Below are 23315 nucleotides of genomic sequence, written 5' to 3'. Positions count from 1 at the left end.
GGTCGGGCCGGGCGGCCGGGGAGTCAGTCGCAGCCGCAGTTGCCGGCGGCGTTGCGCACCATGAAACAGACGCCGCAGACGCCGTAGTCGCGCTCCACCGGCTTCGGGATCCGCGGGGTGCGCGGCTCGGCCGGCTTCGACGCGGATGCCGCGCGGGCGCCGGCGGTCCGCTTCGGACGGGCCGGCGATGCCGGGTACGTGCTCGGATGCGCGACGTAGAAGTACGGCGCCCGGCCCTCGCTGGGCTGCAGGCGCAGTGGGGCGCCGCCGACGGTGATGCGCTCGTCCTCGGTGAAGCCGTTGGTGTAGGTCTTCCCGATGTGCAGGGGCGCGCCCTCCCCGCGGCGGATCGCCTCGATGTAGCGGCCGCGGTCGATGAAGGTGGTGACGCCGACGGCGTCGACGATCGCCGCGATGAACTCGTGGTTCTCCTCGGGCACGCGATGCGCGCGGAGCGCCTCGGCGAGGGATCGGTAGGGGCGGGAGGTTCCGGCGGGGGTGGGGCCCTGGACTTCGTTCATCCCCTCCAGGATCGCACGGCCGGAGCGCCCGTCGCACCGGGCGCTGAGCGCCCGGCATCCGCCCGCGAACCCGGCATCCGCCCCCGCATCCGAGCGTGACACACTGGGGGACATGGCACGCGCGACGGTGATCGGCAGCGGACCCAACGGGCTCGCCGCGGCTGTGAGCCTGGCGCGCGCGGGCTACGACGTCGAGGTGCTGGAGGCCGCCGCTACGATCGGCGGCGGGGTGCGCACGCTCGAGGGCCCGCTCCCCGGATTCCACCACGACGTGTGCTCGGCGGTGCATCCGGCCACCCTCGCCTCCCCGTTCTTCCAGGCCTTCGGCATCGCGGAGCGGATCGACTGGGTGCGGCCGGAGATCTCGTACGCGCATCCGCTCGACGGCGGCCGCGCGGCCGTGGCCTGGCAGGACCTCGAGCGCACCGCGGAGGCGCTCGGACCGGATGCCCGGGAGTGGCGCGCGCTGCTGCGCCCGCTCGCGCGTCGCATCGAGGGCGTCGCGGACTTCACCGGGCACGCGCTGCTGCGGATCCCCGGGCATCCGCTCACCGCTCTGCGCTACGCGCTCCGCGTCGCCGAGCAGGGCACCGCGCTCGCGGCGCGCGTGTTCCGCACCGCGGAGGGGGCGGCGCTGCTGGCCGGGGTGATGGCGCACGCGAACCGGCCGCTGCCGTCGCTGAGCGGCGCCGCGGCCGGCCTGCTGCTGGCCGCGCACGCCCACGCGGGCGGCTGGGCGTATCCCCGCGGCGGCTCGCAGCGCATCGCGGATGCCCTGCAGCAGGACCTGGAGGAGCACGGCGGCCGCATCCGCACCGGGGTGCACGTGCGCGACCTGGGCGAGCTGGACTGGGGCGATCCGGCGCGCGGCGATCTGCTGATGCTCAACAGCACGCCGCGGCTCGCCCTGACCCACCCGGACGTTCCCGCCCGGTACGCGCGGGCCCTGCGGTCGTACCGCTACGGACCGGCGGCGGCGAAGGTGGACTTCGCGGTGGACGGGCCGATCCCGTGGGCGAACCCGCTCGTCGCCCGGTCGCCGACCGTGCACATCGGCGGCACGCGCGAGGAGATCTGGGACAGCGAGAACGCCGTGGCGCGGGGGCGCGTGAGCGAGCGCCCGTACGTGCTGGCGGTGCAGCCGTCGGTGCTCGACCCGAGCCGCTCCCCCGAGGGCACGAGCGTGCTGTGGGCGTACATCCACGTTCCGGCGGATTCGACGCTGGACGTCACCGAGCTGATCACCCGGCAGGTGGAGCGGTTCGCCCCGGGGTTCCGGCAGCGGGTGCTCGCCGCGCACGCGATCCCCGCATCCGCGCGGGAAGCCGTGAACCCGGCGGAGATCGGCGGAGACATCCTCGGCGGGACCTTCACCATGCTGCAGGCCGCCCGGCGTCCGATCCTGTCCCCCACGCCGTGGCGCACCCCGATGCGGGGCGTGTACCTCGCCTCGGCCGCGACGCCTCCCGGGCCCGGGGTGAACGGCATGGCCGGCTGGCTCGCCGCGCAGGCGGCGCTGCGGGATGCCGGCACGCCGGCGTCGCTGGCGGACCTGTTCCGCTGACCTCCCGACCCGCCGTTCGCGCCACATTGTGTCCCGAAGTGCCGGTCGGCCGAGCTCCGACCCGCAGCTCACGACACAATGTGGCGGGTGGTGCGGGGTCGCCCAGTGGCTCAGGATGGAGCCATGTACGACATCCCGGCACCCATGCTTGCCAAGGCCGCGACCACGGTCCCCGATCCGGCGAAGTTCGCGGGCGGGCTGCTGTACGAGCCGAAGTGGGACGGATTCCGCGGGCTGGTCGCCTGGGACGGCGAGCGCCTGGAGATCGGATCCCGGGGCGCGAAGCCGCTGACCCGGTACTTCCCGGAGCTGGTGGCGAGCCTGACCGAGATCCTGCCCGGACCGTGCCTGCTCGACGGGGAGATCGTCGTCGCCACCGGCGAGCCGGGGCGGCAGCGGCTGGACTGGGAGGCGCTCAGCCAGCGGATCCATCCGGCCGAGTCCCGCGTGCGCAAGCTCGCCGCCGAGACGCCCGCGATGTTCATCGCCTTCGACCTCCTCGCCGACGGCGACGAGCTCCTCCACGACCGGCCCTTCCGCGAGCGCCGCGACCGGCTGGAGGCGCTGCTCGCCGGCGCCCGGCATCCGCTGCACCTGACGCGTACGACCGAGGACCCGGATCTCGCCGGCCGCTGGCTCGCCGAGTTCGAGGGCGCCGGGCTCGACGGCGTCGTCGCGAAGCCGCTGGACCAGCCGTATGCCCCCGGTAAGCGCACCCTGATCAAGGTGAAGCACGCGCGCACCGCGGACGTGGTCGCGCTGGGCTACCGGGTGCACAAGAGCGGGTCGGGTGTCGGCTCGCTGCTCGTCGGCCTGTACGGGCAGGACGGGGTGCTGCACCAGGTGGGCGGCGTGGCGGCGTGGAGCGACGCCATGCGCCAGCGGCTCGTCGAGGAGCTGGATCCCCTCGTGGAGCGGGATGCCGAGGGGCGCGCGGTCACCGGGGAGGGCGAGCGCTCGCGGTTCACCGGCGCGAAGGACGTCTCGTTCGTGCGGCTGCGCCCCGAGCGGGTGCTCGAGGTGCGGTACGACCAGCTCGAGGGGATGCGGTTCCGGCACACCGTGCAGTTCGAGCGCTGGCGCCCCGATCGGGATGCCCGCTCCTGCACCTTCGACCAGCTCGACACGGTCGCCGGCTACGACCTCGCCGACGTCCTCACCTGACCCGCGCCCGGCGCCGACTCCGCACCCCGCCCCGTCGCCCGCGCCCCGCCCCGTCGCTCGGCCCCCGCTGCGCTCGCCCTCCGTCGCCCGGCCCGCGAGCCGTCGCCCGGCCGCCCACCGCCCCGCGTCGGTGGTTCCGCGCCGGTCGTTCCGCCCGCACGGCACTGGTCCCCAGGAGAGGCACAGCGGGCCAGGCCGCCGCGGGTCCAGGGGCCGGAGGCCCCGCGGCCCGTGAAGCCCGGGCCCCGCGGGCCGGGAAACCGGAGCCCCAGGGGCCGTGAAGCCGGGGCCGGGGGCGGCGGTCAGTCCTCGATGCGGTTGCCCTCGGCGTCCCAGTTCTCGGCGACCTTCTTGCTCGGCTGCACGCGCGGGGGCTCCCCGGGCATCTTCGGGAACTCCGGCGGAAACGGCATCTCGCCCAGCCCGTTCTCGACGTCCCGCTCCCACCACTCCAGCAGCGTGTCGATGCGGCCCGGGTTCTCCTGCATCCGCTCCCACGGGTCGCCGACATCGGCGAGCCGCTGCGGCACCGTGAGCACCGTGAAGAGGCGCGGATCGACGTCGTCGAGCTCCTCCCAGTGGATCGGCGTCGACACCGGGGCGCCGGGCAGGGCGCGCGGGCTGTACGCCCCGGCCATCGTCCGGTCGCGGTTGGCCTGGTTGAAGTCGACGAAGATCCGCTCCCCGCGCTCCTCCTTCCACCAGCTGGTCGTGACCCGGTCCGGCATCCGCCGCTCCAGCTCCCGCCCGGCGGCGATCACCGCGTGCCGCACCGTGAGGAACTCCCACTCCGGCACGATCGGGCAGAACACGTGCAGCCCGCGGTTGCCGCTGGTCTTGATGAACGGCTCCAGCCCCGCCTCGCGCAGCACGGCGCGCAGCTCGTGCGCCGCCGGGATCGCCTGCGCGATGCCCGTCCCCGGCTGCGGGTCGAGGTCGATGCGCAGCTCGACCGGGTTGTCGGTGTCGTCCGCCCTGGACGCCCAGGGGTGGAACACGATCGTGTTCATCTGCACCGCCCAGACCAGCGCGCTCGGCCGGTTGAGCACGATCTGCGGATGCCGGCGGCCGCTGTTGTACGTGACCGTCACGGCGTCGACGTAGTCCGGCGTGCCCTTCGGCGGATTCTTCGAGAAGAACCCCTCGCCCTCGATGCCGTCCCGGAACCGCTCCAGAGACACCGGCCGGTTGCCGTTCGCGGCGAGGAAGGGACCGGCGACCTGCTGGGCGTACTCCGCGTACTCCGCCTTGGTGATGCCGTCGCCGGCGCCCTCGGCGGGCGGCCAGACCACCCGGTTCGGGCTGGACAGCACGACGTCGCGCTCCCCGTCGGGGTCGGACACGGTCAGCGTGATGCGCTCGGAGGCCATGTTCCGACCCTAGAACGACGGATGCCCCGCGCGACAGCCTCCCTCGATCCGCACCGGCTCGCCGGCGATCCCCCGAGCACCTCTGGACAGACTGTCGAGCGAGCGCTGCGGCATCCGACAAATCCTCGACGCCGGCGCGCGGCCCCGGGTTCTAGCGTTGCCCCATCCGCGCCCGACCCCTGAGGAGCCATCGGGTACCAGCATCCGAAGGTCGTGGCGGCGATCCAGGAGCAGGCCGCCACCCTCGCCACGATCGGTCCGGCCGTGGCGAACGAGACGCGCGCGCAGGCGGCCGAGCGCATCCTGGAGCTCGCGGGCGCCGGCTTCGAGAAGGTGTTCTTCACGAACGGCGGTGCGGATGCCGTCGAGAACGCCATCCGGATGGCCCGCCTGTACACCGGGCGGGACAAGGTGCTGTCCCGGTACCGCTCCTACCACGGCAACACCGGGGCGGCGATCGTCGCGACCGGCGACTGGCGGCGCATCCCCAACGAGTACGCCCGTGGGCACGTGCACTTCTTCGGTCCGTATCTGTACCGCTCGGAGTTCTGGGCGTCCACCCCGGAGGAGGAGTGCGCCCGCGCCCTGCACCACCTGGAGCGGGTCATCCAGCTCGAGGGTGCGGAGACCATCGCCGCGCTGCTCCTGGAGACCATCCCGGGCACGGCCGGCATCCTGACCCCGCCGCCCGGCTACCTCCCCGGCGTGCGCGAGATCTGCGACCGCTACGGCATCGTGCTGATCCTCGACGAGGTGATGGCCGGGTTCGGCCGTACGGGCGAGTGGTTCGCCTTCGACGCCTTCGACGTGCGACCCGACCTCATCACCTTCGTCAAGGGCGTCAACTCCGGCTACGTCCCGGTCGGGGGCGTCGTCATCTCCGACCCGATCGCGCACCACTTCGACGAGCGGGTCTTCCCCGGCGGGCTCACCTACTCCGGGCATCCGCTCGCCGCGGCGTCGATCGTCGCGACGATCGACGCGATGCGCGAGGAGGGCATCGTCGAGGGCGCGAAGCGCATCGGCGCCGAGGTGATCGGGCCGGCGCTGGCCGAGCTCGCCGAATCGCAGCCCCTCGTCGGCGAGGTGCGCGGGAGCGGGGTGTTCTGGGCCATCGAGTTGGTCAGCGACCGGGCGGAGCGCACGCCGCTGACGCCGGCGCAGATGGGACGCCTGAAGTCGGATCTCATCGCACACGGCCTGCTGCCGTTCACCGCTGACAACCGCATCCATGTGGTGCCGCCCGCGGTCGTGACGGAGGAGGATGCCCGACGCGGCATCAGGATCATCGCGGACGCGCTCACGCGCTTCACGCTCTGATCCGGGCGTCGGCGGCCGAGTGTCCGGGGGGTCGGTCTCAGTCGCCGACGTCGACCGCGAGGACGAGCAGCGGCGCGAGGGCGTCGCGGTCCACCGCGATGGACGGGCCGGCGACGTCGACGATCACCCCGGCGATCTCCTCGTGGCTGCGCAGCACCTTCGCCAGCTGCTCGGGCGCGAACGGCATCGGACGGTCGCCGCGTCCGAGGGCGACCACCTCGAGCGGGTGCGAGAACACCTGCAGGTAGCGGCGCCCGTCGGCGGTGCGCGCCTCGGCGATGCCGACGGCTTGGCCGTTGGCTCCGTCGTTGACGGCGACCCAGGTGCGGCTGCGGGCCAGCGCCTCCGCCACGCGGGACACCGAGTCCGGCTGCCGGGGCGCGGCGAGCACGGTCTTCAGCGTCATCTGCTCGTCGCCCTGCTCCAGGGTCTTCTGCAGCAGCTCGGTGGGGAAGACGGCGCGGTGCGGGGCGGAGCTGTTGTCGATGATGAGGCCGGTGAAACCGCCCTTGACCACCTGCTGGTACACCGAGGTCACCGGCTGGGCGATCGCCGACGTGTTCGCCGCCTCGGCATCGCCCTGCACGGATGCCCGCAGTGCGGCGCCGGAACTGTACGCGAGCATGAACGACCGCTCGCCGTCGCGGACCACGCCGACCGAGAGCGGCTTGCCTTCACTGATCTGCTGCCGCGCGTCGCCGTGCACGCGCAGGTACAGGTGCCCTTGCAGCGACTGGCGCAGCACGCCGAGCAGCTGCTCGTTCGTCGCGCCCTCCTCCAGCTGGGCGAGCGCCTCGCGCAGGAGGACGTTGTCGTTGAGCCCCTCGACGGTGCGAGTCTGCGCGGGCGGCTGGGCGGGTGCGAGGGGCAGCTTCGGGGGTGCCTGCGGAGTGTTCGCGGCGGCGGATGCCGTGGGTGCGGTGGGGGCGGATGCCGGGGGCGCGGTCTGCGCCGTGGTTCCGGATGCCCCTGCGGCAACGCTCGTGTCGGAAGCCGGCTGCTCGGGCAGGCGGACCTCAGGCCCGGCCTCAGCGCCGACGCCGCGGAAGGCCTGCACCGTGATGTTCACCTCGGGGACGGGCTCCGCCGGAGCGGTCTCGGCGGCGGCCGAGTCGGCGCGGTCGGGGGGACCCGATGCCTCGGTCTCGACGGCTTCCTCGGCGAGCGGCTCGACGGCGGTGTCGGCCGGCTTCTTGCGGCGGGAGAACAGGGCCATATGTGCCAGCCTAACCGGCGACCCTGGTCGTTGAGCGAGCGCAGCGAGACGAAACGCCCCACCAGAGGCAAGCGCCCCCTCTCCCCCTGGTCGTTGAGCGAGCGCAGCGAGACGAAACGCCCCGACGAGGCAGAGCGTTTCGTCTCGGTCGGCTTCGCCGTCCTCGCTCAACGACCGGAAAGAAGGCCGCCCCCGGTCGTTGAGCGAGCGCAGCGAGACGAAACGCCCCGACGAGGCAGAGCGTTTCGTCTCGGTCGGCTTCGCCGTCCTCGCTCAACGACCGGAAAGGTTCGTCTCGTCGCTGCGCTCCCCGCTCAACGACCGGAAAGAAGGCCGCCCCCGGTCGTTGAGCGAGCGCAGCGAGACGAAACGCCCCACCCCGGTCAGAGCTTGACGATCGGGGCGATCTTGATGAGGAGCTTCTTCTGGCCCGCGGTGTCGAACCGCACGTGTGCGATGCGCTTGGCTCCGTCACCGGTGACCGCCTCGACGCGTCCCTCTCCGAAGTCGTCGTGCCGGATGCGGTCGCCGGCGGCCAGCTCCAGGTCGCCGTTGTCGCGCACCTTCGAGGTGACCTTGTTCGCGAACTTGTCCATCGCGGTCGACAGCGGCTTGAGCTCGCTCTTCGGCAGCGGCTTCGCGCCGAAACGGTCGCCGCCGGATCCGAAGCCGCCGCCGGGCCGTCGCGCGTTCAGCGCGCGGGACTGCATGCCGCCGCGGGAATTGACGTCCTCGGGGGACTGCCGCCAGTCGATCAGCTCGGCCGGGATCTCCTGCAGGAACCGGCTCGGCATCGCCACCGACACCTCGCCGAACTGCGCCCGGGTCATCGCCAGCGACAGGTGCAGGCGCTTGCGCGCTCGCGTGATGCCGACGTAGAACAGCCGGCGCTCCTCCTGCGGCCCGCCCGGTTCGCCGGCGGAGATCCGGTGCGGGATGAGGTCCTCCTCGACGCCGGTGACGAACACCGCGTCGTACTCCAGGCCCTTCGCGGTGTGCATCGTCATCAGCGACACCGCCCCGGACGCGTCGTCGAGGTCATCGGCATCCGATACGAGCGCGACGTCGGTGAGGAAGTCCACGAGCGCACCGTCCGGGTTGTTGCGGGCGAAGTCGCGCGCGACGGCGACGAATTCGTCGAGGTTCTCCAGCCGCGCCTCGTCCTGCGGGTCGCGGCTGGCACGCAGCGCGTCGAAGTACCCGCTCTTGGACAGCAGCAGGGTGAGCCCTTCGGCGACCGCCGTCGCCGGAGGCACCTCCCCGGATGCCGGCGTCATCACGGCAGCGGCCTCGGTGAGCACCGCGTCCAGCTGGGCGATGGCCGCCTGCAGCTTGGGGCCGACGCCCAGCTCACCCGGATGCGCCAGCGCCTGACGGAAGCTGATGCCGTGCTCCTCCGCGAATCGCGCGATCGCCGTCTCGGTGACCTCGCCGATGCCTCGGCGCGGCTTGTTCAGGATGCGACGCACCGCCATGTCGTCGGCCGGGTTCGCCACCGCGACGAGATAGGCCAGCGCGTCCTTGATCTCGGCACGCTCGTAGAACTTCGTGCCGCCCATGATCTTGTACGGCACGGCGGCGCGGATGAAGATCTCCTCCAGTGCGCGGGACTGCGAGTTGGTGCGGTAGAACGCCGCCATCTCCGAGTACGGCATCCCGGCGCGGTGCAGCGCCTCGATCTCGTCCGCGACGAACTGCGCCTCGTCGTGCTGCGAGTACCCGGTGAAGCCGACGATCTTCTCGCCCGGGCCCTTATCGCTCCACAGGTTCTTCGCCTTGCGGTCGAAGTTGTGCCCGATCACGGCGTTCGCCGCGGAGAGGATGTTCTGCGTGGACCGGTAGTTCTGCTCCAGCAGCACCACCTTCGCGCCCGGGAAGTCGCGCTCGAACTCGGTGATGTTGCGGATGTCCGCCCCGCGGAAGGCGTAGATGGACTGGTCGGAGTCGCCGACGACGGTCAGCGAGGCGCCGTCCTCGGGTCCGCCCGGCTCGGCACCGGACGGCTCCGGCTCGAAGATCATCATGCCGTTCATGGCATACGGCTCGGGTGCGGCCGAGGATGCCCCCGACACCGGGCGGGTGAGCTCGTGGATCAGGGCGTACTGGGCGTGGTTGGTGTCCTGGTACTCGTCGACGAGGATGTGCCGGAATCGGCGCCGGTAGGTGTCCGCGACGTGCGGGAACGCCCGGAACAGGAACACCGTCTGCGCGATCAGGTCGTCGAAGTCGAAGGCGTTCGCCTTCTGCAGCGCCCGCTGGTAGTCGCTGAAGATCTCCGTGAAGATGCGCTCCGCCGGGTCGCTCAGGTTCGCCTGACGCGCGTGCCCCTCGGCATCCGTCAACTCGTTCTTGAGCTTCGAGATGCGCCCCTGCACGGATGCCGGGGTGAGGCCGTACGCATCCCCCTCGTGCTCCTTGACCAGACGCTTCAGCAGCGCCCGCGAGTCGCCGGAGTCGTAGATCGTGAAGGAGCGGGTGAAGCCGAACTGCTCGGCCTCGCGCCGCAGGATCCGCACGCAGGCGGAGTGGAAGGTGGAGATCCACATGCCGCGCGCGGAATCCCCGACCAGCGCCTCGACGCGCTCGCGCATCTCGCCCGCGGCCTTGTTGGTGAAGGTGATCGCCAGGATCTGACTCGGCCACGCCTCGCGCTGTCGCAGCAGCAGCGCGATCCGCCGGGTGAGCACGCTGGTCTTGCCCGACCCGGCGCCGGCGACGATGAGCAGCGCCTTGCCGCGGTAGGTGACCGCCTCGAGCTGTTGGGGGTTGAGCCCGGCGAGAAGCGGGTCGCCGCCCTGCGACGGGGCGGATGCGGGAACGGTGAGGGGCGCGTCGATCATGTCCTCACGAGTCTAGGCCGGGCTTCGGACGTCGAGGCTCGGCGTGCATCGGCCTGGTGCCGGGCGCCGGTCCCCGCCCCGGCTGCCGACCCCGCCCCGGCTGCCGACCCCGGCCCCGGGGCCGACCCCGACCCCGGGCCCGACCCCGAGCCCGGACGGGAGGGGTACGATCGCAGAGACCGAAGGAGGTGCCGCGATGATCACCGAGCTGAGCGAGCAGCAGTGCATCGAGCTGCTGGGCACCACGACCGTGGGCCGGCTGGGCTTCGTCCATGAGGGCCGGGTGCATGTGATCCCGGTGAACTTCCTCCTCGACGGCCATGACATCGTCGTGCGGACCTCGCCGGAGGGGCCGATCAGCGAACTGCCCGACAGCACCGAGCTCGTCGCGTTCGAGATCGACCATCACGACGACCTGAGCGGCGGCGGCTGGAGCGTGCTGCTGAACGGCCCGGTCACCGTGATGTCGGACGAGGAGCTGGCGGCCGTCCCCGGCACGCGTCGCGTGCAGCCCTGGGCCGGCGGCGAGAGGTCGCTGGCGCTGCGGCTGCGGCCGGAGCTGGTGTCCGGCCGCCGGGTGCAGCGCCCGCGCCGCTGACGCCGCCGCCGCGCGCGTCCCTCCCCGCGGCCGCGCGGACCCTCGACCCTGCCGCCGCCTCCGCCCGGTCACTCCCCGCGGAAGAACGCGACCCCGAGATCCGGGTGGTCCACGAACACCCCGTCCACGCCCGCCCTGGCGATGGCCGCCCACTCCGCCTCGTAGTCCCCGAACGCCGACTTCTTCCCGGTGCTGCGGAACTCCGGGGCGAGGAACGCGTTCTCGGGCCGGCAGGTCCACGTGAACACCCGCAGGCCGCGGGCGTGCGCATCGGCGGCGATCGTGCTGCCCTTCGCGAGCAGCATCCGCTTGTTGACGCTGATCCCGTCGACCGAGCCGGCGAGCTCGTCCAGGCCCTGCGGCGTCACCGCGTCGCGGTACGCGGGCGCGGCGCGGCCGAGCGCGGCGACCATGTCGAAGGGGCGCCCGGTGGCCTCGACGAGGTACACGTACGAGGCGGCGATGCCGCGCTCGCGCAGCCGGTGCAGCACCGTGGACTCGAACGCCTCGACGATGAGCGGGAGCTCGCCGTCCGCCCAGCCCGTCGCCCGCAGGTCGCGTTCGATCATCGGCACGAGGTCGAGCCCGATCCGCTCGAAGTAGGTGGCGTGCTTGATCTCGAGCACGACGCCGATCTCGCGACCGTGCTCCTGCGATCCGCGGCGCACCAGGTCGAGCACGTCGGTCAGCCGCAGCACCGGCTGGGTGTCGTCGAAGCTGGCGCTCGAGGCGCGCAGCTTCGGCAGCCGCTCCCGGCTGCGCAGGGTGGAGAGCTCGGCCCAGGTGAAGTCCTCGGTGAACCACCCGGTCAGCGCGACGCCGTCCACCTTCTTCGTGGTGCGCCGGTCGGCGAACTCGGGCCGGTGGGCGACGTCCGTGGTGCCGGAGATCTCGTTCTCGTGCCGGACGACGAGGACGCCGTCCTTGCTGGCGACGATGTCCGGCTCGACCGCATCCACCCCCATCGCCAGGGCCAGCTCGTACGAGGACCGGCTGTGCTCCGGGCGGTATCCCGGCGCCCCGCGATGACCGATGACGAGCGGGGATCTCCTGGGCACGCTCACAGCGTAAAGCACCCCCCTGCGAACCCCAAGCGGGTATCGTTGAAGAAAGCGTTGACCGATCCCTCGGGAGTAGAGGCCACCATGAGCAACTTCGCATTCAACAACCCGGCGTTCCAGCAGCAGGATCCGCGCAACGTCGCGACGTACCCGGGTGGGCCGCAGGCGGGCGCGCAGACCGCCTCGTTCCAGCACGCGGCGACGGATGCGGCGGTGAACGCGCAGCTCGAGGGCATGTACGCCGCCCCGCCGGCGGGTGCCATCGAGACCGACCGGATGACGGTCGAGGACACCGTCTGGAAGACCGCGGGCCTGTTCGGCATCCTCCTCGCCACCGCGGCCATCGGCTGGGTGTGGACCGCGTCCAGCGCGATGACCACCGGGCAGCCGAACCTGCTGCCGTGGATGGTGGGCGCCCTCGGCGGCTTCGTGCTCGCCATGGTCATCACCTTCACCTCGCGCAAGAAGGTCCGCCCCGGCCTGATCTGGGCGTACGCGGCGTTCGAGGGCCTCTTCGTCGGCGCCATCTCGGCCTTCTTCGAGTTCATCTGGCCCGGCGTCGTGATGCAGGCCACCCTGGCCACCGTCGCCGTCGTCGGCGTGACCCTCGCCCTGTTCGCGAGCGGCAAGATCCGCGCCTCCGCGAAGATGACGAAGATCGTCATGATCGCGATGTTCGGCTACCTCGCCTTCTCGGTGCTGAACCTCATCCTGATGTGGACGAACGTGCTCCCGCAGGACGCCGCGTTCGGGCTGCACAGCATGGAGGTCGCGGGCATCCCGCTCGGCCTGATCATCGGCGTCCTCGTCGTGTTCATGGCGGCGTACTCGCTGGTGATGGACTTCGACCAGATCCAGCAGGGCGTGCGCAACGGTGCTCCGCGCGTGTACGGCTGGCTGGGCGCGTTCGGCATCATGGTCACCGTGGTCTGGCTTTACGTCGAGATCCTGCGCATCATCGCCATCCTGCGCGGCAACGACTGACACACCGCTTCGACGGACCTACCGCTTCACGAAAGGCGGCCGCTCTCCCCGGAGGGCGGCCGCCTTTTCGCTGCGCGCCAGGGATCCTCGGACGCGCACCGGCGCCGCACTCTGGCACAACGGACGGGCTCAGCGCAAGGGCCTACGCCGCGAGGGCCCGCCACGGGCATCCTGAGAGCCGGGACGACAACCCGTCGTCTGCGGAACAGAACGGAGACTCCCATGGGATTCCTCGCTTTTCTCCTCCTCGGCCTCATCGCCGGTGCGATCGCAAAACTGATCCTGCCCGGCAAGCAGGGCGGCGGATGGATCGTCACGCTTCTGCTCGGCGTCGTCGGCGCACTCCTCGGCGGATGGCTGGGCTCTGTGCTCTTCAACGCGCCCCTCGAGGAGTTCTGGAGCCTGCAGACCTGGCTGCTTGCGATCGGCGGTTCGATCGTCGTCCTGCTGATCTACGGCCTCATCGTCGGACGCGGAGATCGCAGCCGCGCCTGACCCGGCCGTCAGCCTCGGGCCTTGAGCTCGAGCAGAGCACGTTCGCGGTCGTTGCCCGCCAGTCGGGCAGCGGCCGCGAACTCTGTGCGGGCCTCATCCACCCGTCCCAGCCGCAGCAGCAGCTCCCCGCGCGTCGCCGGCAGCAGGTGGTAGCCGCGCAGCTTTCCGCCGGTGACGATCTCGTCGACGATGCGGAGAGCGGATGCCGGGCCGGTGGCCATCGCCACCGCCGCGGCCCGGTTCAGGTCGATCACCGGTGACGGCGTGAGCCGCCCCAGTGCCTCGTAGAGGATGACGATGCGGTCCCAGTCGGTGTCCTCGACGGATGCGGCCACCGCGTGGCATTCCGCGATCGAGGCCTGCAGGGCGTAGCCGCCGCGCCCCCGGCCCAGGGCATCCGCCCGCGCCAGCGCCGCCCGGCCACGAGCGATCGCGCCGCGGTCCCAGCGGGTGCGGTCCTGGTCGGCCAGCAGGACGGGGTCGCCGTTGGCATCCGTCCGTGCCGGGAAGCGCGCCGCGGTGATCTCCATCAGCGCGAGCAGGCCGTGCACCTCGGGCTCCCGCGGGACCAGGCCCGCCAGCACCCGGGTCAGCCGGATCGCCTCCCGGGCGAGGTCCGGCCGCATCCACTCCTCGCCGCTGCTGGCGGCGTGCGCCTCGTTGAAGATCAGGTACAGCACCGAGAGCACCGCGCTCAGCCGCTTCGGGAACTCTTCGCGCGGGGGCAGTTCGAACGGCGCGCGGGCGGCGCCGAGCGTCTTCTTCGCCCGGACGATGCGCTGCTGCACCGTCGCGACCGGCACCAGGAAGGCCCGGCCGATCTCCTCGCTGGTGAGACCGCCCACCACTCGCAGCGTCAGCGCGACCTGCGCCTCACGCGAGAGCACGGGGTGGCAGGCGATGAAGATGAGGCGGAGGACGTCGTCGTCCACGGCATCCGGATCCCACGGCGCAGCATCCGTCGCCTCCGCCTGCTCGCGCTCGAGGTCGTGCGCGAGCACGGCGAGGCGCTCGTCGTGACGCTCGCGCCGGCGCCAGGCGTCGATCGCCTTGCGCTTCGCGACCGCGGTGAGCCACGCGGCGGGGTTGCGCGGCACGCCCTCCGCCGGCCACTGCTGCAGGGCGTCCACGAGCGCCTCCTGCGCGAGGTCCTCGGCGAGGCCGAAGTCGCCGACGGTGCGGGTCAGGGTCGCGACGATCTTCGCCGACTCGATGCGCCACACGGCCGCGACGGCGCGCTCCGCGAAACCCGGACCGGATGCCGCGGGGCGCGCCGCCTCGTCGGGGGACATGTCAGACCGTCTCTCCGCGCGCAGCGGCCTCCTCGAGCCACTGCTTCTCCTTCTGCACCCACTCGTTGTCCTCGGGGAACTCGTCGATGCCGGGGATGCGGCGGATCTCGAGCTTCGAACCCGGGCCCAGCGGGCAGCGCTTCGCCCACTCGACGGCCTCCTCCTTGGACGAGACCTCGAGGATCCAGAAGCCGTTGAACAGCTCCTTCGTCTCGCCGTAAGGGCCGTCGGTGACCAGCGGCGGGTCGCTGGAGAAGTCGACGACGACACCCTCTTCGGCGGGGGCGAGCCCGTCGCCGCCGGCCATCACGCCGGCCTTGATGAGCGACTCGTTGTAGCGGCCCATCGCCTCGAGCATCTCCTCGAACGGGATCTCCTTCGACGCCTCGAGGGCCTCGTCGGTGGCGCGCATGATCAGCATGAACTTCATGGTCTCTTCTCCTCGATATGACGGGGTCGCCTCTCGACCCTCTCACTGAAGACGTCGAACGGGAAGACGCCGGATCGACATCCGCCGCAGAAAAAGTTCCGCGCCTCCCCCGTCAGGGGGACGGGGCGACTAGACGCAGAGGGCGGGGCGGTGGTCGCCCGTCGGGACGGGCGGCGCCCGGGCGGTGGCGGGGCGGGGTCAGCGGCGGGGCGGGGCGGGGTCAGCGGCGGGGCGGGGCGGAGAGGGCGGCGCGGACGGCGGCGGCGAGAGCGGTCATCGCGGCGTCCGCGGACCAGGCGGATGCCGCGGGGCGGGCCTCGCCGGACAGGCGGGCGCGCAGCCCGGCATCCGTCAGCACCGCGTGCAGGGCCTCTGCGAGCGCGCGCTCGTCGCCGTCGGGGACGAGCACTCCCCCGCCATCGCGCAGGATGTCACCCGGGCCGTAGCGGATGTCGTACGCGATCACGGGGCATCCGACGCGCAGCGCCTCGACGATCGACAGCCCCTGCCCCTCGAAAGCCGAGGACGACAGCAGCACGGATGCCCGGCGCAGCACCGCGTCCGGGTCGGTCGTCGCGCCCATGAGGCGCACCCGGTCCGCCGCGGACCGCTCCCGGATCAGCCCCTCGAGCCGCTCCCGCTCCGGCCCATCGCCCCAGATCTCCAGCACCGCGCCCGGAACGTCGGCGGCGAGGAACGCACGGATGCCATGGTCGATGCGCTTGCCCGGAGCGAGCCGCGACAGGCTGACGACCAGACCCGCCTCGCGTGCCGCGTCGTCCGCAGCGGCGTCGGGCATCGGGACGCCGTTCGGCACGACCAGGTGCCGCCCGCTCCCGTCGAAGCGGGCCACGACGTCGTCGCGCTGCGCCCGGGTCGGCCACAGCACCGCGTCGAACCGGTCGGCGATCGCGAACCAGCGGGTCCACAGCGGGTTCAGCGGCGCGTCCGGGGTGAACGGCGGCTCCAGGTGGATGGTGTGGATCGTGTGCAGCAGCCGCACCCGCTCGCTCCCCCACCCGGCGAGCAGCTCCCCCAGCTGCCGGGATTCGCAGACCACGACGACGGGCCCGGTCAGCCGTGCCACGACGTGCTCCAGCCATGCCCGGTACAGCGCCCCGAACCCGGGAAGCTCGCCGATCGCATCCCCCTCCGGCCCGTGCACGCGCACGGCGGCCGTGCTGAGGTGCCAGTCCGGGTTGCCGCGGATCACCGGCAGCGACACGAACGGCCGGCCCGCGGCATCCGTCAGCACACGGTGCTCGTCCGCCTGCGCGCCCGGGGTCGGCGCGGATGCCGCGGCGGCGCGCACCCACTCGGCGGCACCGCCGTCCGGAGCGACGGCCTCATCGAACAGGTTGCGCAGCGGGGTGTCGGGGCGGAGGGCGCCGCGGGCGGCGAACTCCGCGCGGTGCGCGGCGTGGGCCTCGGCATCCGCCGGGTCGACCGTGAGCAGCTGCACCCGCGCGCCGCGCTCGGCCATCTGCCCGGCGCGCGCGAGGGTCGCGATCGTGTACCCACCGTCGAGGTCGGGGATCAGCCGGCTCGACAGGATCAGATAGTCCGCGTCGGGGAACGGTCCCTGCGCGGCATCCGTCACTCCCACCGCACCGCCCGCGCGGCGCGGTGCCACGCAGTGCCCGTCGCGAGTGTCCGTGCCGGATGCTGACGCATCCGTCACTCCCACTCGATGGTCGCCGGCGGCTTCGAGGTGACGTCGAGCACCACGCGGTTGACCTCGCGGACCTCGTTGGTGATGCGGTTCGAGATGCGGGCGAGGACGTCGTAGGGCAGGCGCGTCCAGTCCGCGGTCATGGCGTCTTCACTGGAGACCGGGCGCAGCACGATCGGGTGACCGTAGGTGCGGCCGTCGCCCTGCACGCCCACCGAGCGGACGTCGGCGAGCAGCACCACCGGGCACTGCCAGATCTGCTGGTCGAGGCCGGCCTTGGTGAGCTCCTCGCGCGCGATCGCGTCGGCTTCGCGGAGCACGTCCAGGCGCTCGCGGGTGACCTCGCCGATGATGCGGATGCCCAGGCCGGGGCCGGGGAACGGCTGGCGGGAGACGATCGCCTCCGGGATGCCGAGCTCACGGCCGATCGCGCGCACCTCGTCCTTGAACAGGGCGCGCAGCGGCTCGACGAGCTCGAAGTCCAGGTCGTCGGGCAGACCGCCGACGTTGTGGTGCGACTTGATGTTCGCGGTGCCGGCGCCGCCGCCGGATTCGACCACGTCCGGGTACAGGGTGCCCTGCACGAGGAACTTCACCGGCGCGCCGCCCTCGGCCTTCGCCTCCTCGACGAGTTCGCGCTGCACGCGCTCGAAGGCGCGGATGAACTCGCGGCCGATGATCTTGCGCTTCTCCTCGGGGTCGGTGACGCCCTTGAGGTGTTCGAGGAACACGTCCGCGGCATCCACCGTGATCAGCCGCACGCCGGTGGACTCGACGTAGTCCTTCTCCACCTGCTCCCGCTCCCCCTTGCGCAGCAGGCCGTGGTCGACGAAGACGGCGGTGAGCTGGTCGCCGATCGCCTTGTGCACGAGCGCCGTGGACACGGCCGAGTCGACGCCGCCGGACAGCGCGGAGATCACGCGGGCGTCGCCGACCTGGGCGCGGATGCGCTCCACCTGCTCGGCGATGACGTTGCCGCTGTTCCAGTCGGCGGGCAGGCCCGCGCCCTTGTGCAGGAAGTTCTCGATCACACGCTGACCGTGGTCGGAGTGCTTCACCTCGGGGTGCCACTGCACGCCGTAGAGGCGGCGCTGCTCGTCGGCGAACGCGGCGACCTTGGTCGCCTCCGTGGTGGCGAGCACCTCGAAGCCCTCCGGCGCCTTCGCGACCTGGTCGCCGTGGCTCATCCACACGTTCTGCTCGGCGGGCTGATCGGCGAGCAGGGTGCCGCCGTCGCCCGAGATCCGGGCATCCGTCGCACCGTACTCGCGCAGACCGGTGTGCGCCACCTCGCCGCCGAGGGTCTGCGCCATGTACTGGAACCCGTAGCAGATGCCCAGAGTCGGGATGCCGAGGTCGAAGACCTTCGGGTCGAGCTGGGGGGCGCCCTCCTCATACACCGACGAGGGACCGCCGGAGAGGATGAGTGCGACCGGGTTGCGCGCCGCGATCTCCTCAGCGGATGCCGTGTGGGGCACGATCTCGCTGTAGACGCCGGCCTCGCGCACGCGACGGGCGATCAGCTGCGCGTACTGCGCGCCGAAGTCGACGACGAGCGCGGGACGCTGCTGGGTCTCGGACTGGGCAGTCTCGGACTGTTCGGTCAACGGGCACCTTCCGTGGCGGGAACGGAGGCGGCGGCCGCCTCGCGGGAGTCGAGGTAGCTCTTCACGTCACGCGCGACGCGGGTCTCCATGAAGAACGACAGGAACGGGATCACACCGCCGAGCGCGAGCATGATGAAACGCAGGAACGGCCAGCGCATCAGGCTCCACACCCGGAAGCAGGCGAACAGGTAGACGACGTAGAACCAGCCGTGCGCGATGAGGATGCCCAGGGAGAGGTTCACGCCGTCGCCGGTCGACTCCAGGCCCTCGGGCCCTTCCACGACCTCGGCGAGCCAGAGGAAGCCGCCGGATCCGCCGAGGAACAGCTCGCGGTGGATCGGCGTGTACTTCAGCACCATCTCGGCGACCAGGAGCAGCAGCATGACTCCGGTGATGATCGACGCGATCTGGTAGAACTTCAGCGCTCCGCGGATCGCCGGGAAGCTGGCGACTCTGGGCTCGGGCATGCGTCCAGTCTAGTCGGACGCTCTCTCACCGGTCGCTGAGCCGGGGAGCGCCCCGGTCGTTGACCGAGGAGCGCAGCGACGAGACGAAACGCACCACCCCTCCCGAAGAGGCACCGCGTTTCGTCTCGCTCCGCCTGCGGCGGTGCTCGCTCAACGACCGGAAAAGGCCCGGATGCTAGGCGCGACGGCGGGCGGCGACGATGGCGAGGCCGAGCGTCAGCAGCAGCGCGCTCAACACCGCGTACGGCACCGGGTCGGCGCCGGTCGATGCCAGATCGCCGGAGCCCGAGCCCGAACCGGCACCCGCCCCCGGCTTGCCGTTCCCGCCGCCGCTCTGCGCGGCGGTGACGACGAGCGGTGCGGTCGCCTCGGCGCCGTCTGGCTGGACGGCCGCCAGCGTGTGCCTCCCGGGAGCGGTGTCCTTCGGGATCGCGACAGTGACCGAGAACCGGCCGTCCTCACCGGTCGTCACCGTTGCCAGCCGCACCGGGTCAGAGCGCAGCTCGAGCACCAGCTCGATGCCGGCGTCGAAGCCCTCGCCGGTGACCGTCACGGATCCGCCGGCCGCGACCGTGAGGCGGTCCAGCGAGATCGTCCCGGCCGCGGCCGGGGCATCCGCGAACACGATCGGCACCCTCGCGGCGGTGCCGGTGCCGGCGACCGCGACCTCCAGGGTCTGCGGGCCGTGCACGCCCTCCGGAACCGTGAACGTCAGCGACGCCCGCCCGACCTCGTCCGTGGCGTCCACCACGGTCGGGTCGATCTCGGCCGACGCGAGCTCGGTGCCGTTCAGCGACAGCGTCACCGGGCCCGGCGCCGGCTCCCCGGCGCTGAAGGCCAGCGACGACAGCGAGACCGTGACCTGGTCGCCGGCGCTGTAGCCGTCGGCATCCGCCGGGCTCAGCACCACCCCGACGGCGCGCTGCGCGTAATCGGGCGAGGCGGTCTTGTTCTCGGCGAACCAGTCGACCATCGACTGCAGGTCGACCTTGCCGGTGTCCTTCTTGTTCTCGCCTTCGGCGAGGGTGACGAAGTTGTCGCCGCCGGCTGCGAGGAACGAGTTCGCCGCGACCAGGTACGTCGCCTCCGGGTCGACCGGGGTGCCGTCGAGCGTGATCGCGGTGATCCGCGAGCCCTGCGCTGCGGTGGGGTCGTAGGTGTACTCCAGCCCCTTCGAGACGCCGAGCTTCAGGAACGGACGGCTCGCGCCCTCCGGCTGCCACTGCTCCTCGAGCACCGCCTTCAGCTGGGCGCCGGTGAGCTCGAGCGTGACGAGCGTGTTGGCGAACGGCTGCACCGTCGCCGCCTCGCGGTAGGTCACGTTGCCGTCGGGGTCGCCCTCGGCGCTGGACGCGTAGCTGAGGTTGGCTCGCAGCCCGCCCGGGTTCATCAGCGCGATCTGCGCCCCGGTCGCCCACTTCTGCACGTCGGCGACGAAGTTGCCGATGGTCGACTCCCCGCCCCGGTTCTCCGTCTTCCCGTCGCTCTGCCGGGCCCGGTTGAAGTCGGCCGTGATCTCGCCCACCTTCACCGCACCGAGCTCGTCGGCTTCGGCCTTCGCCGCGTCGACGATCGCCTGCACCTCGGGGACGGCCGGGTACAGCGGCTTCCCGCCGGCGGTGAGCGGCTTGATCTCGTTGACGATGGACAGGATCTCCTTCGTCTCCGGGTCGACCTGGATGTTCATCAGACCGAGGTTCTCGCCATACTGCCCGGCCGAGACGACCGGGCGGCCGTCGATGACGTGGTTGTAGGCCAGGTGCGTGTGCGCCGAGACGATCGCGTTCACGTCGTCGTCCACGCCGTAGACGATCTCGCCCAGTGGCGAGTCCGGCGTGATGCTGGACAGCTCGACCGTCTCCGCCCCCTCGTGCACCAGGAGGATGATCACATCCGCTTCACCGTTGGCGGTGTCGCCGTCGCGCAGATCGTCGGCCACGGCGTTCACCGAGTCGACGATGCTGCGCACCTCGAGTTCCCGGATGCCGTCCGGGGAGACCAGCGTGGGCAGGTCCTCGGTGACGGCGCCGACGAAGCCGACCCGCACGCCCTGCAGCTCCTTCACCCAGGCGGGGGCGAGCGCGGGCTCGCCGGTCTCGGTGAGGAAGACGTTCGCGGAGATGTACTCCCAGTCCGCCCGGTCCTGCACGCGGTCGCGGAGGTCGGCCCAGCCCTGGTCGAACTCGTGGTTGCCGGCGGCGCTCACGTCGAGGCCGGCGGCGTTCAGCGCGTCGATGGTCGGGTTGTCGTCCTGGATGAACGAGGTGAACGTCGACGCGCCGATGAGGTCGCCCGCGGCCGCGAAGATCGTGTTCGGGTTCGCCTCGCGGAACTGCTGCACCGCGCCCGCCATGACGGCGGCGCCGGCGGATGCCCGGTCGGCCTCGATCCGCCCGTGGAAGTCGTTCATCGTGACGACGTCGATGCTCACCGGCGACTGCGCCGCGGACACCCCGACCACGATCGGGTCGTGGTCGCTGGAGCGGTACGGCGTGCCCGACTCGGTGGCCGCGTACGCATACCCGCGGTCGCTCCACTCCGGCGAGTTGATGCTCCACACCCCGGCGCCGGTGACGGATGCCGCGAGCGACGGCGAGGCGATCACGTGGTCGAGCGAGCCGAGCTCGCCGTCGAACGTGTACGTGTACTGGCCGTCGGTGCGGTCGGCGACGAGATCGCTCCAGCCGGCCGAGGTGAACACCTCGATCGGGTCCTCCTCGCTGTACGCGTTGAAGTCCCCGATCAGCAGCAGGTCGGAGCTGCCGGATGCCTCGGTGAGCTGCTCGGTGAAGCCGAGCAGCGACTGCGCCTGCGCGACCCGGTCGGCGTTGAAGAAGCCCTGGCCGTCCGTGGGCTCCGGCGTGCCGTCCTTCGGGTCGGACTTGGACTTGAAGTGGTTGGCCACCACGGTGATGACGCGGCCGTCGATGTCGAACGCCTGTGCGATCGGCTCGCGCGCGTTGTCCCACACGGCCTCGTCGGTGATGGTCGCGCTGTCGCCCTTCGGCGTGACCGCGTCCTTCTTGTAGATGATCGCGTTCGTGATGACGTCGGTGGTGGCCGGGTCGTGCAGCGCGGCGGGCGTGGGCACGTACGCCCACACCTCGGCGCCGGCCGCGGCGTTCAGCCCCGACACCAGGTCGGCGAGGGCCGCGTCGACCGGCTTGCCGAACTCGAGCGAGTTCTCGATCTCCATCAGCGCGACGATCTCGGCGTCCAGCCCGTTGATCGCGGCGACGATCTTCGACTTCTGGATCGCGAACTGCGCCGCATCCGCCGCACCGCGGGCATCCGGGTTCTCACTGCGCAGCGTCGTGAAGTAGTTGTAGACGTTGAACGACGCCACCTGCACGTCGCCGCCCACGGCGGGCACCGCCGGGCGCGGATTGCGCGATTCGAAGGCGACCTTGGCTTCGGCGGGGCTGGTGTCGTCGATCGGGGTCACCGGCTGCAGGCGCCAGTCCTCGAAACCGTACTGCAGCACGTAGCCCTTGCCGCCGAAGTCGACGACGTCGCCGTTGCGGACGACGGCGTCCTTGGTGAAGTACGGCTGGCCGTTGGGGTGGTTCTTGTTGCCGACCTGGATCGACCAGCCGTCGTCGAGCAGGATGCGGTCGGCGCGGTTGGCGGCGGCGATCGCGTCGGCCTCGGCGCCGGGACGCGTCGTCTCGGTGCTCTTGACGTTCAGCTCCTCCGGGTTCAGCCACAGCGTGCCGAAGTTGTAGAGCTGGTGGCTGGATGCCAGCGCGTAGCTGCCGGTCGGCGCGACGAGCATGCTCTCGAACGCCTCGCGGTCCGCGCCGACGACGGAGGTCGGCAGGGGGGTGAGCGGCGGCGCGCCGGCACCGGGCGTGACGACCTCCACGTCGGCGAGCGCGGCCGGGGACACCTGGGTCTGGCCGAAGTACTCGCTCACGGTGCCGGTCACGGAGACGAGGTCGCCGATCGCGAGGGTCGGGGCGAGCGCATCGAGGTACACGAAGACGCCGTCGGATGCCCCTGGCGTGGCGTCCTCGGCTCCGCCGGACCCCTGCGTCTGGATGACGACGCCCTTGTACCCGCCGGTGCGGTAGTCCGCGGTGACGACGCCCTCGACGGTGACGACCTGGCCGTTCACCGGCGACACGTCGCCGGTGCCCTGCACCTCGGCGATGGTGTGCGTGGCGGGGCGGGACGCCACGGTGGCCTCGGCGGCCGCCGGTGCCGTCGTCTCCTCGGCGGTGCCGGTCGCGGCGGAGTCCGCGCCCGCGGCGTCGGCGCCCGCGTGGCCCGTCGCCCCGGCATCCGTCTCGGCGCCATCCGCGTCTGCGGGAGCAGCGGTCTCGGCCGGCGCTTCTGGCGCGACGGTCTCCTCCGTCGCCGGGTCCTCCGGTGCGGCGGTGCCGGTCGGCGCCGGCGTCTCCGCGCCGGTGGAGGTGGCCGCGGCCGGGGTCTCCACCGCCTGCGGCTCGGCGGTCTCCTCAGCGCCGGCGGGCGCCGCGGCCAGGGAGCCGAAGCTCAGGGCGACGGCGGTGGTCATGGCGAGGGCGCCGATGCGTCCCCTCGTGCGACGGTGCGGGACGGGAACCGGGCGGTTCCCGTCCTCGGGGGCGGACATCATCGGTGCTGTCTCCTCGGTCAGGTGAACGACGGCCCTCGTGAAACCGTCGCCGAGCGCGCGCCGAGCCCGGTCGGGCATCGGGCACACGCATCTGCAAGTGACCCTAGAGGGGGC

The 23315-nt window shown here is 72.0% G+C and carries 16 protein-coding genes and 1 pseudogene; 6 read left to right on the top strand and 11 right to left on the bottom strand.

The genetic code is table 11. The features are described from left to right. Positions 1–23: 23 nt before the first annotated feature. A complete protein-coding gene (locus tag JRG78_RS02555; protein ID WP_259607427.1) occupies positions 24–521 on the bottom strand; it encodes a hypothetical protein in 498 nt (165 codons plus the stop codon). 112 nt (positions 522–633) lie between these two features. Between JRG78_RS02555 and JRG78_RS02550 the strand changes: the two genes are divergently transcribed. Both JRG78_RS02550 and JRG78_RS02545 read left to right on the top strand, forming a co-directional pair. Beyond that, positions 634–2085: a phytoene desaturase family protein gene (locus JRG78_RS02550; protein WP_259607426.1), complete on the top strand. Its 1452-nt coding sequence runs from the start codon at positions 634–636 to the stop codon at positions 2083–2085. Positions 2086–2208: 123 nt separating this feature from the next. After that, a complete protein-coding gene (locus JRG78_RS02545) occupies positions 2209–3249 on the top strand; it encodes an ATP-dependent DNA ligase (RefSeq protein ID WP_259607425.1) in 1041 nt (346 codons plus the stop codon). Between the two features lie 302 nt (positions 3250–3551). Here the strand turns inward: JRG78_RS02545 and ligD are convergent, their stop codons facing one another. Beyond that, complete coding sequence (gene ligD, locus JRG78_RS02540; protein ID WP_259607424.1) at positions 3552–4619, bottom strand: non-homologous end-joining DNA ligase; 1068 nt, start codon at positions 4617–4619, stop codon at positions 3552–3554. A 189-nt stretch (positions 4620–4808) separates the two neighbouring features. Here ligD and JRG78_RS02535 point away from each other — a divergent pair. Further along, positions 4809–5939 (top strand): annotated as a pseudogene (locus JRG78_RS02535) (aminotransferase class III-fold pyridoxal phosphate-dependent enzyme); the annotation flags it as partial. Positions 5940–5976: 37 nt separating this feature from the next. On the opposite strand, the gene JRG78_RS02530 reads toward JRG78_RS02535, so the two are convergent. Together JRG78_RS02530 and JRG78_RS02525 are read right to left on the bottom strand one after the other, a co-directional pair. Continuing rightward, positions 5977–7155, bottom strand: a complete 1179-nt coding sequence (locus tag JRG78_RS02530; protein ID WP_259607423.1) for an SseB family protein — start codon at positions 7153–7155, stop codon at positions 5977–5979. Between the two features lie 383 nt (positions 7156–7538). Further along, positions 7539–9995 (bottom strand): ATP-dependent helicase, encoded by a 2457-nt coding sequence (locus JRG78_RS02525; protein WP_259607422.1) that lies wholly within the window; start codon positions 9993–9995, stop codon positions 7539–7541. 196 nt (positions 9996–10191) lie between these two features. Here JRG78_RS02525 and JRG78_RS02520 point away from each other — a divergent pair, with 196 nt between their 5' ends. Then, the gene (locus tag JRG78_RS02520) at positions 10192–10593 is read left to right on the top strand and encodes a pyridoxamine 5'-phosphate oxidase family protein (RefSeq protein ID WP_259607421.1); all 402 of its coding nucleotides are present in this window, start codon (positions 10192–10194) and stop codon (positions 10591–10593) included. A gap of 68 nt (positions 10594–10661) precedes the next feature. Here the strand turns inward: JRG78_RS02520 and JRG78_RS02515 are convergent, their stop codons facing one another. Further along, positions 10662–11651 carry a glycerophosphodiester phosphodiesterase family protein gene (locus JRG78_RS02515; RefSeq protein WP_259607420.1) on the bottom strand — a complete coding sequence of 330 codons (990 nt, stop codon included), beginning with the start codon at positions 11649–11651 and terminating at the stop codon, positions 10662–10664. An 87-nt stretch (positions 11652–11738) separates the two neighbouring features. Between JRG78_RS02515 and JRG78_RS02510 the strand changes: the two genes are divergently transcribed. Further along, positions 11739–12638 (top strand): Bax inhibitor-1/YccA family protein, encoded by a 900-nt coding sequence (locus tag JRG78_RS02510; protein WP_259607419.1) that lies wholly within the window; start codon positions 11739–11741, stop codon positions 12636–12638. 222 nt (positions 12639–12860) lie between these two features. Further along, the gene (locus tag JRG78_RS02505) at positions 12861–13133 is read left to right on the top strand and encodes a GlsB/YeaQ/YmgE family stress response membrane protein (protein ID WP_259607418.1); all 273 of its coding nucleotides are present in this window, start codon (positions 12861–12863) and stop codon (positions 13131–13133) included. An 8-nt stretch (positions 13134–13141) separates the two neighbouring features. Here JRG78_RS02505 and JRG78_RS02500 read toward each other — a convergent pair whose 3' ends face one another. The 6 genes from JRG78_RS02500 to JRG78_RS02475 all read right to left on the bottom strand — a co-directional run bounded on the left by JRG78_RS02500 (position 13142) and on the right by JRG78_RS02475 (position 23201). Further along, positions 13142–14425, bottom strand: a complete 1284-nt coding sequence (locus JRG78_RS02500) for an RNA polymerase sigma factor (protein ID WP_259607417.1) — start codon at positions 14423–14425, stop codon at positions 13142–13144. A 1-nt stretch (position 14426) separates the two neighbouring features. Beyond that, positions 14427–14855: a YciI family protein gene (locus JRG78_RS02495; RefSeq protein ID WP_259607416.1), complete on the bottom strand. Its 429-nt coding sequence runs from the start codon at positions 14853–14855 to the stop codon at positions 14427–14429. Positions 14856–15075: 220 nt separating this feature from the next. Next, positions 15076–16488, bottom strand: coding sequence for a glycosyltransferase (locus JRG78_RS02490; RefSeq protein WP_272653585.1), 1413 nt, complete (start codon positions 16486–16488; stop codon positions 15076–15078). Between the two features lie 44 nt (positions 16489–16532). After that, complete coding sequence (guaA, locus tag JRG78_RS02485) at positions 16533–18134, bottom strand: glutamine-hydrolyzing GMP synthase (protein WP_259607414.1); 1602 nt, start codon at positions 18132–18134, stop codon at positions 16533–16535. After that, a complete protein-coding gene (locus JRG78_RS02480; protein WP_259607413.1) occupies positions 18131–18601 on the bottom strand; it encodes a DUF3817 domain-containing protein in 471 nt (156 codons plus the stop codon). The genes guaA and JRG78_RS02480 overlap by 4 nt, the downstream gene beginning before the upstream one ends. 175 nt (positions 18602–18776) lie before the next feature. Continuing rightward, on the bottom strand, positions 18777–23201 hold the full coding sequence (locus JRG78_RS02475; protein ID WP_272653584.1) for an ExeM/NucH family extracellular endonuclease: 4425 nt from the start codon (positions 23199–23201) through the stop codon (positions 18777–18779). Between the last annotated feature and the right edge of the window lie 114 nt (positions 23202–23315).

The organism is Microbacterium sp. EF45047, assembly GCF_028472845.1.
GTDB lineage: Bacteria > Actinomycetota > Actinomycetes > Actinomycetales > Microbacteriaceae > Microbacterium > Microbacterium neungamense.
This window is presented reverse-complemented; position numbering and strand designations above follow the sequence as displayed.

Bases quoted from the DNA above. Each gene is read 5' to 3' on its own strand.
- JRG78_RS02525 (WP_259607422.1), bottom strand. From the start codon at position 9,995: ATGATCGACGCGCCCCTCACCGTTCCCGCATCCGCCCCGTCGCAGGGC.
- ligD (WP_259607424.1), bottom strand. From the start codon at position 4,619: ATGGCCTCCGAGCGCATCACGCTGACCGTGTCCGACCCCGACGGGGAG.
- JRG78_RS02475 (WP_272653584.1), bottom strand. From the start codon at position 23,201: ATGATGTCCGCCCCCGAGGACGGGAACCGCCCGGTTCCCGTCCCGCAC.
- JRG78_RS02555 (WP_259607427.1), bottom strand. From the start codon at position 521: ATGAACGAAGTCCAGGGCCCCACCCCCGCCGGAACCTCCCGCCCCTAC.
- JRG78_RS02500 (WP_259607417.1), bottom strand. From the start codon at position 14,425: ATGTCCCCCGACGAGGCGGCGCGCCCCGCGGCATCCGGTCCGGGTTTC.
- JRG78_RS02480 (WP_259607413.1), bottom strand. From the start codon at position 18,601: ATGCCCGAGCCCAGAGTCGCCAGCTTCCCGGCGATCCGCGGAGCGCTG.
- JRG78_RS02495 (WP_259607416.1), bottom strand. From the start codon at position 14,855: ATGAAGTTCATGCTGATCATGCGCGCCACCGACGAGGCCCTCGAGGCG.
- JRG78_RS02530 (WP_259607423.1), bottom strand. From the start codon at position 7,155: ATGGCCCTGTTCTCCCGCCGCAAGAAGCCGGCCGACACCGCCGTCGAG.
- JRG78_RS02520 (WP_259607421.1), top strand. From the start codon at position 10,192: ATGATCACCGAGCTGAGCGAGCAGCAGTGCATCGAGCTGCTGGGCACC.
- JRG78_RS02545 (WP_259607425.1), top strand. From the start codon at position 2,209: ATGTACGACATCCCGGCACCCATGCTTGCCAAGGCCGCGACCACGGTC.
- JRG78_RS02550 (WP_259607426.1), top strand. From the start codon at position 634: ATGGCACGCGCGACGGTGATCGGCAGCGGACCCAACGGGCTCGCCGCG.
- JRG78_RS02510 (WP_259607419.1), top strand. From the start codon at position 11,739: ATGAGCAACTTCGCATTCAACAACCCGGCGTTCCAGCAGCAGGATCCG.
- JRG78_RS02505 (WP_259607418.1), top strand. From the start codon at position 12,861: ATGGGATTCCTCGCTTTTCTCCTCCTCGGCCTCATCGCCGGTGCGATC.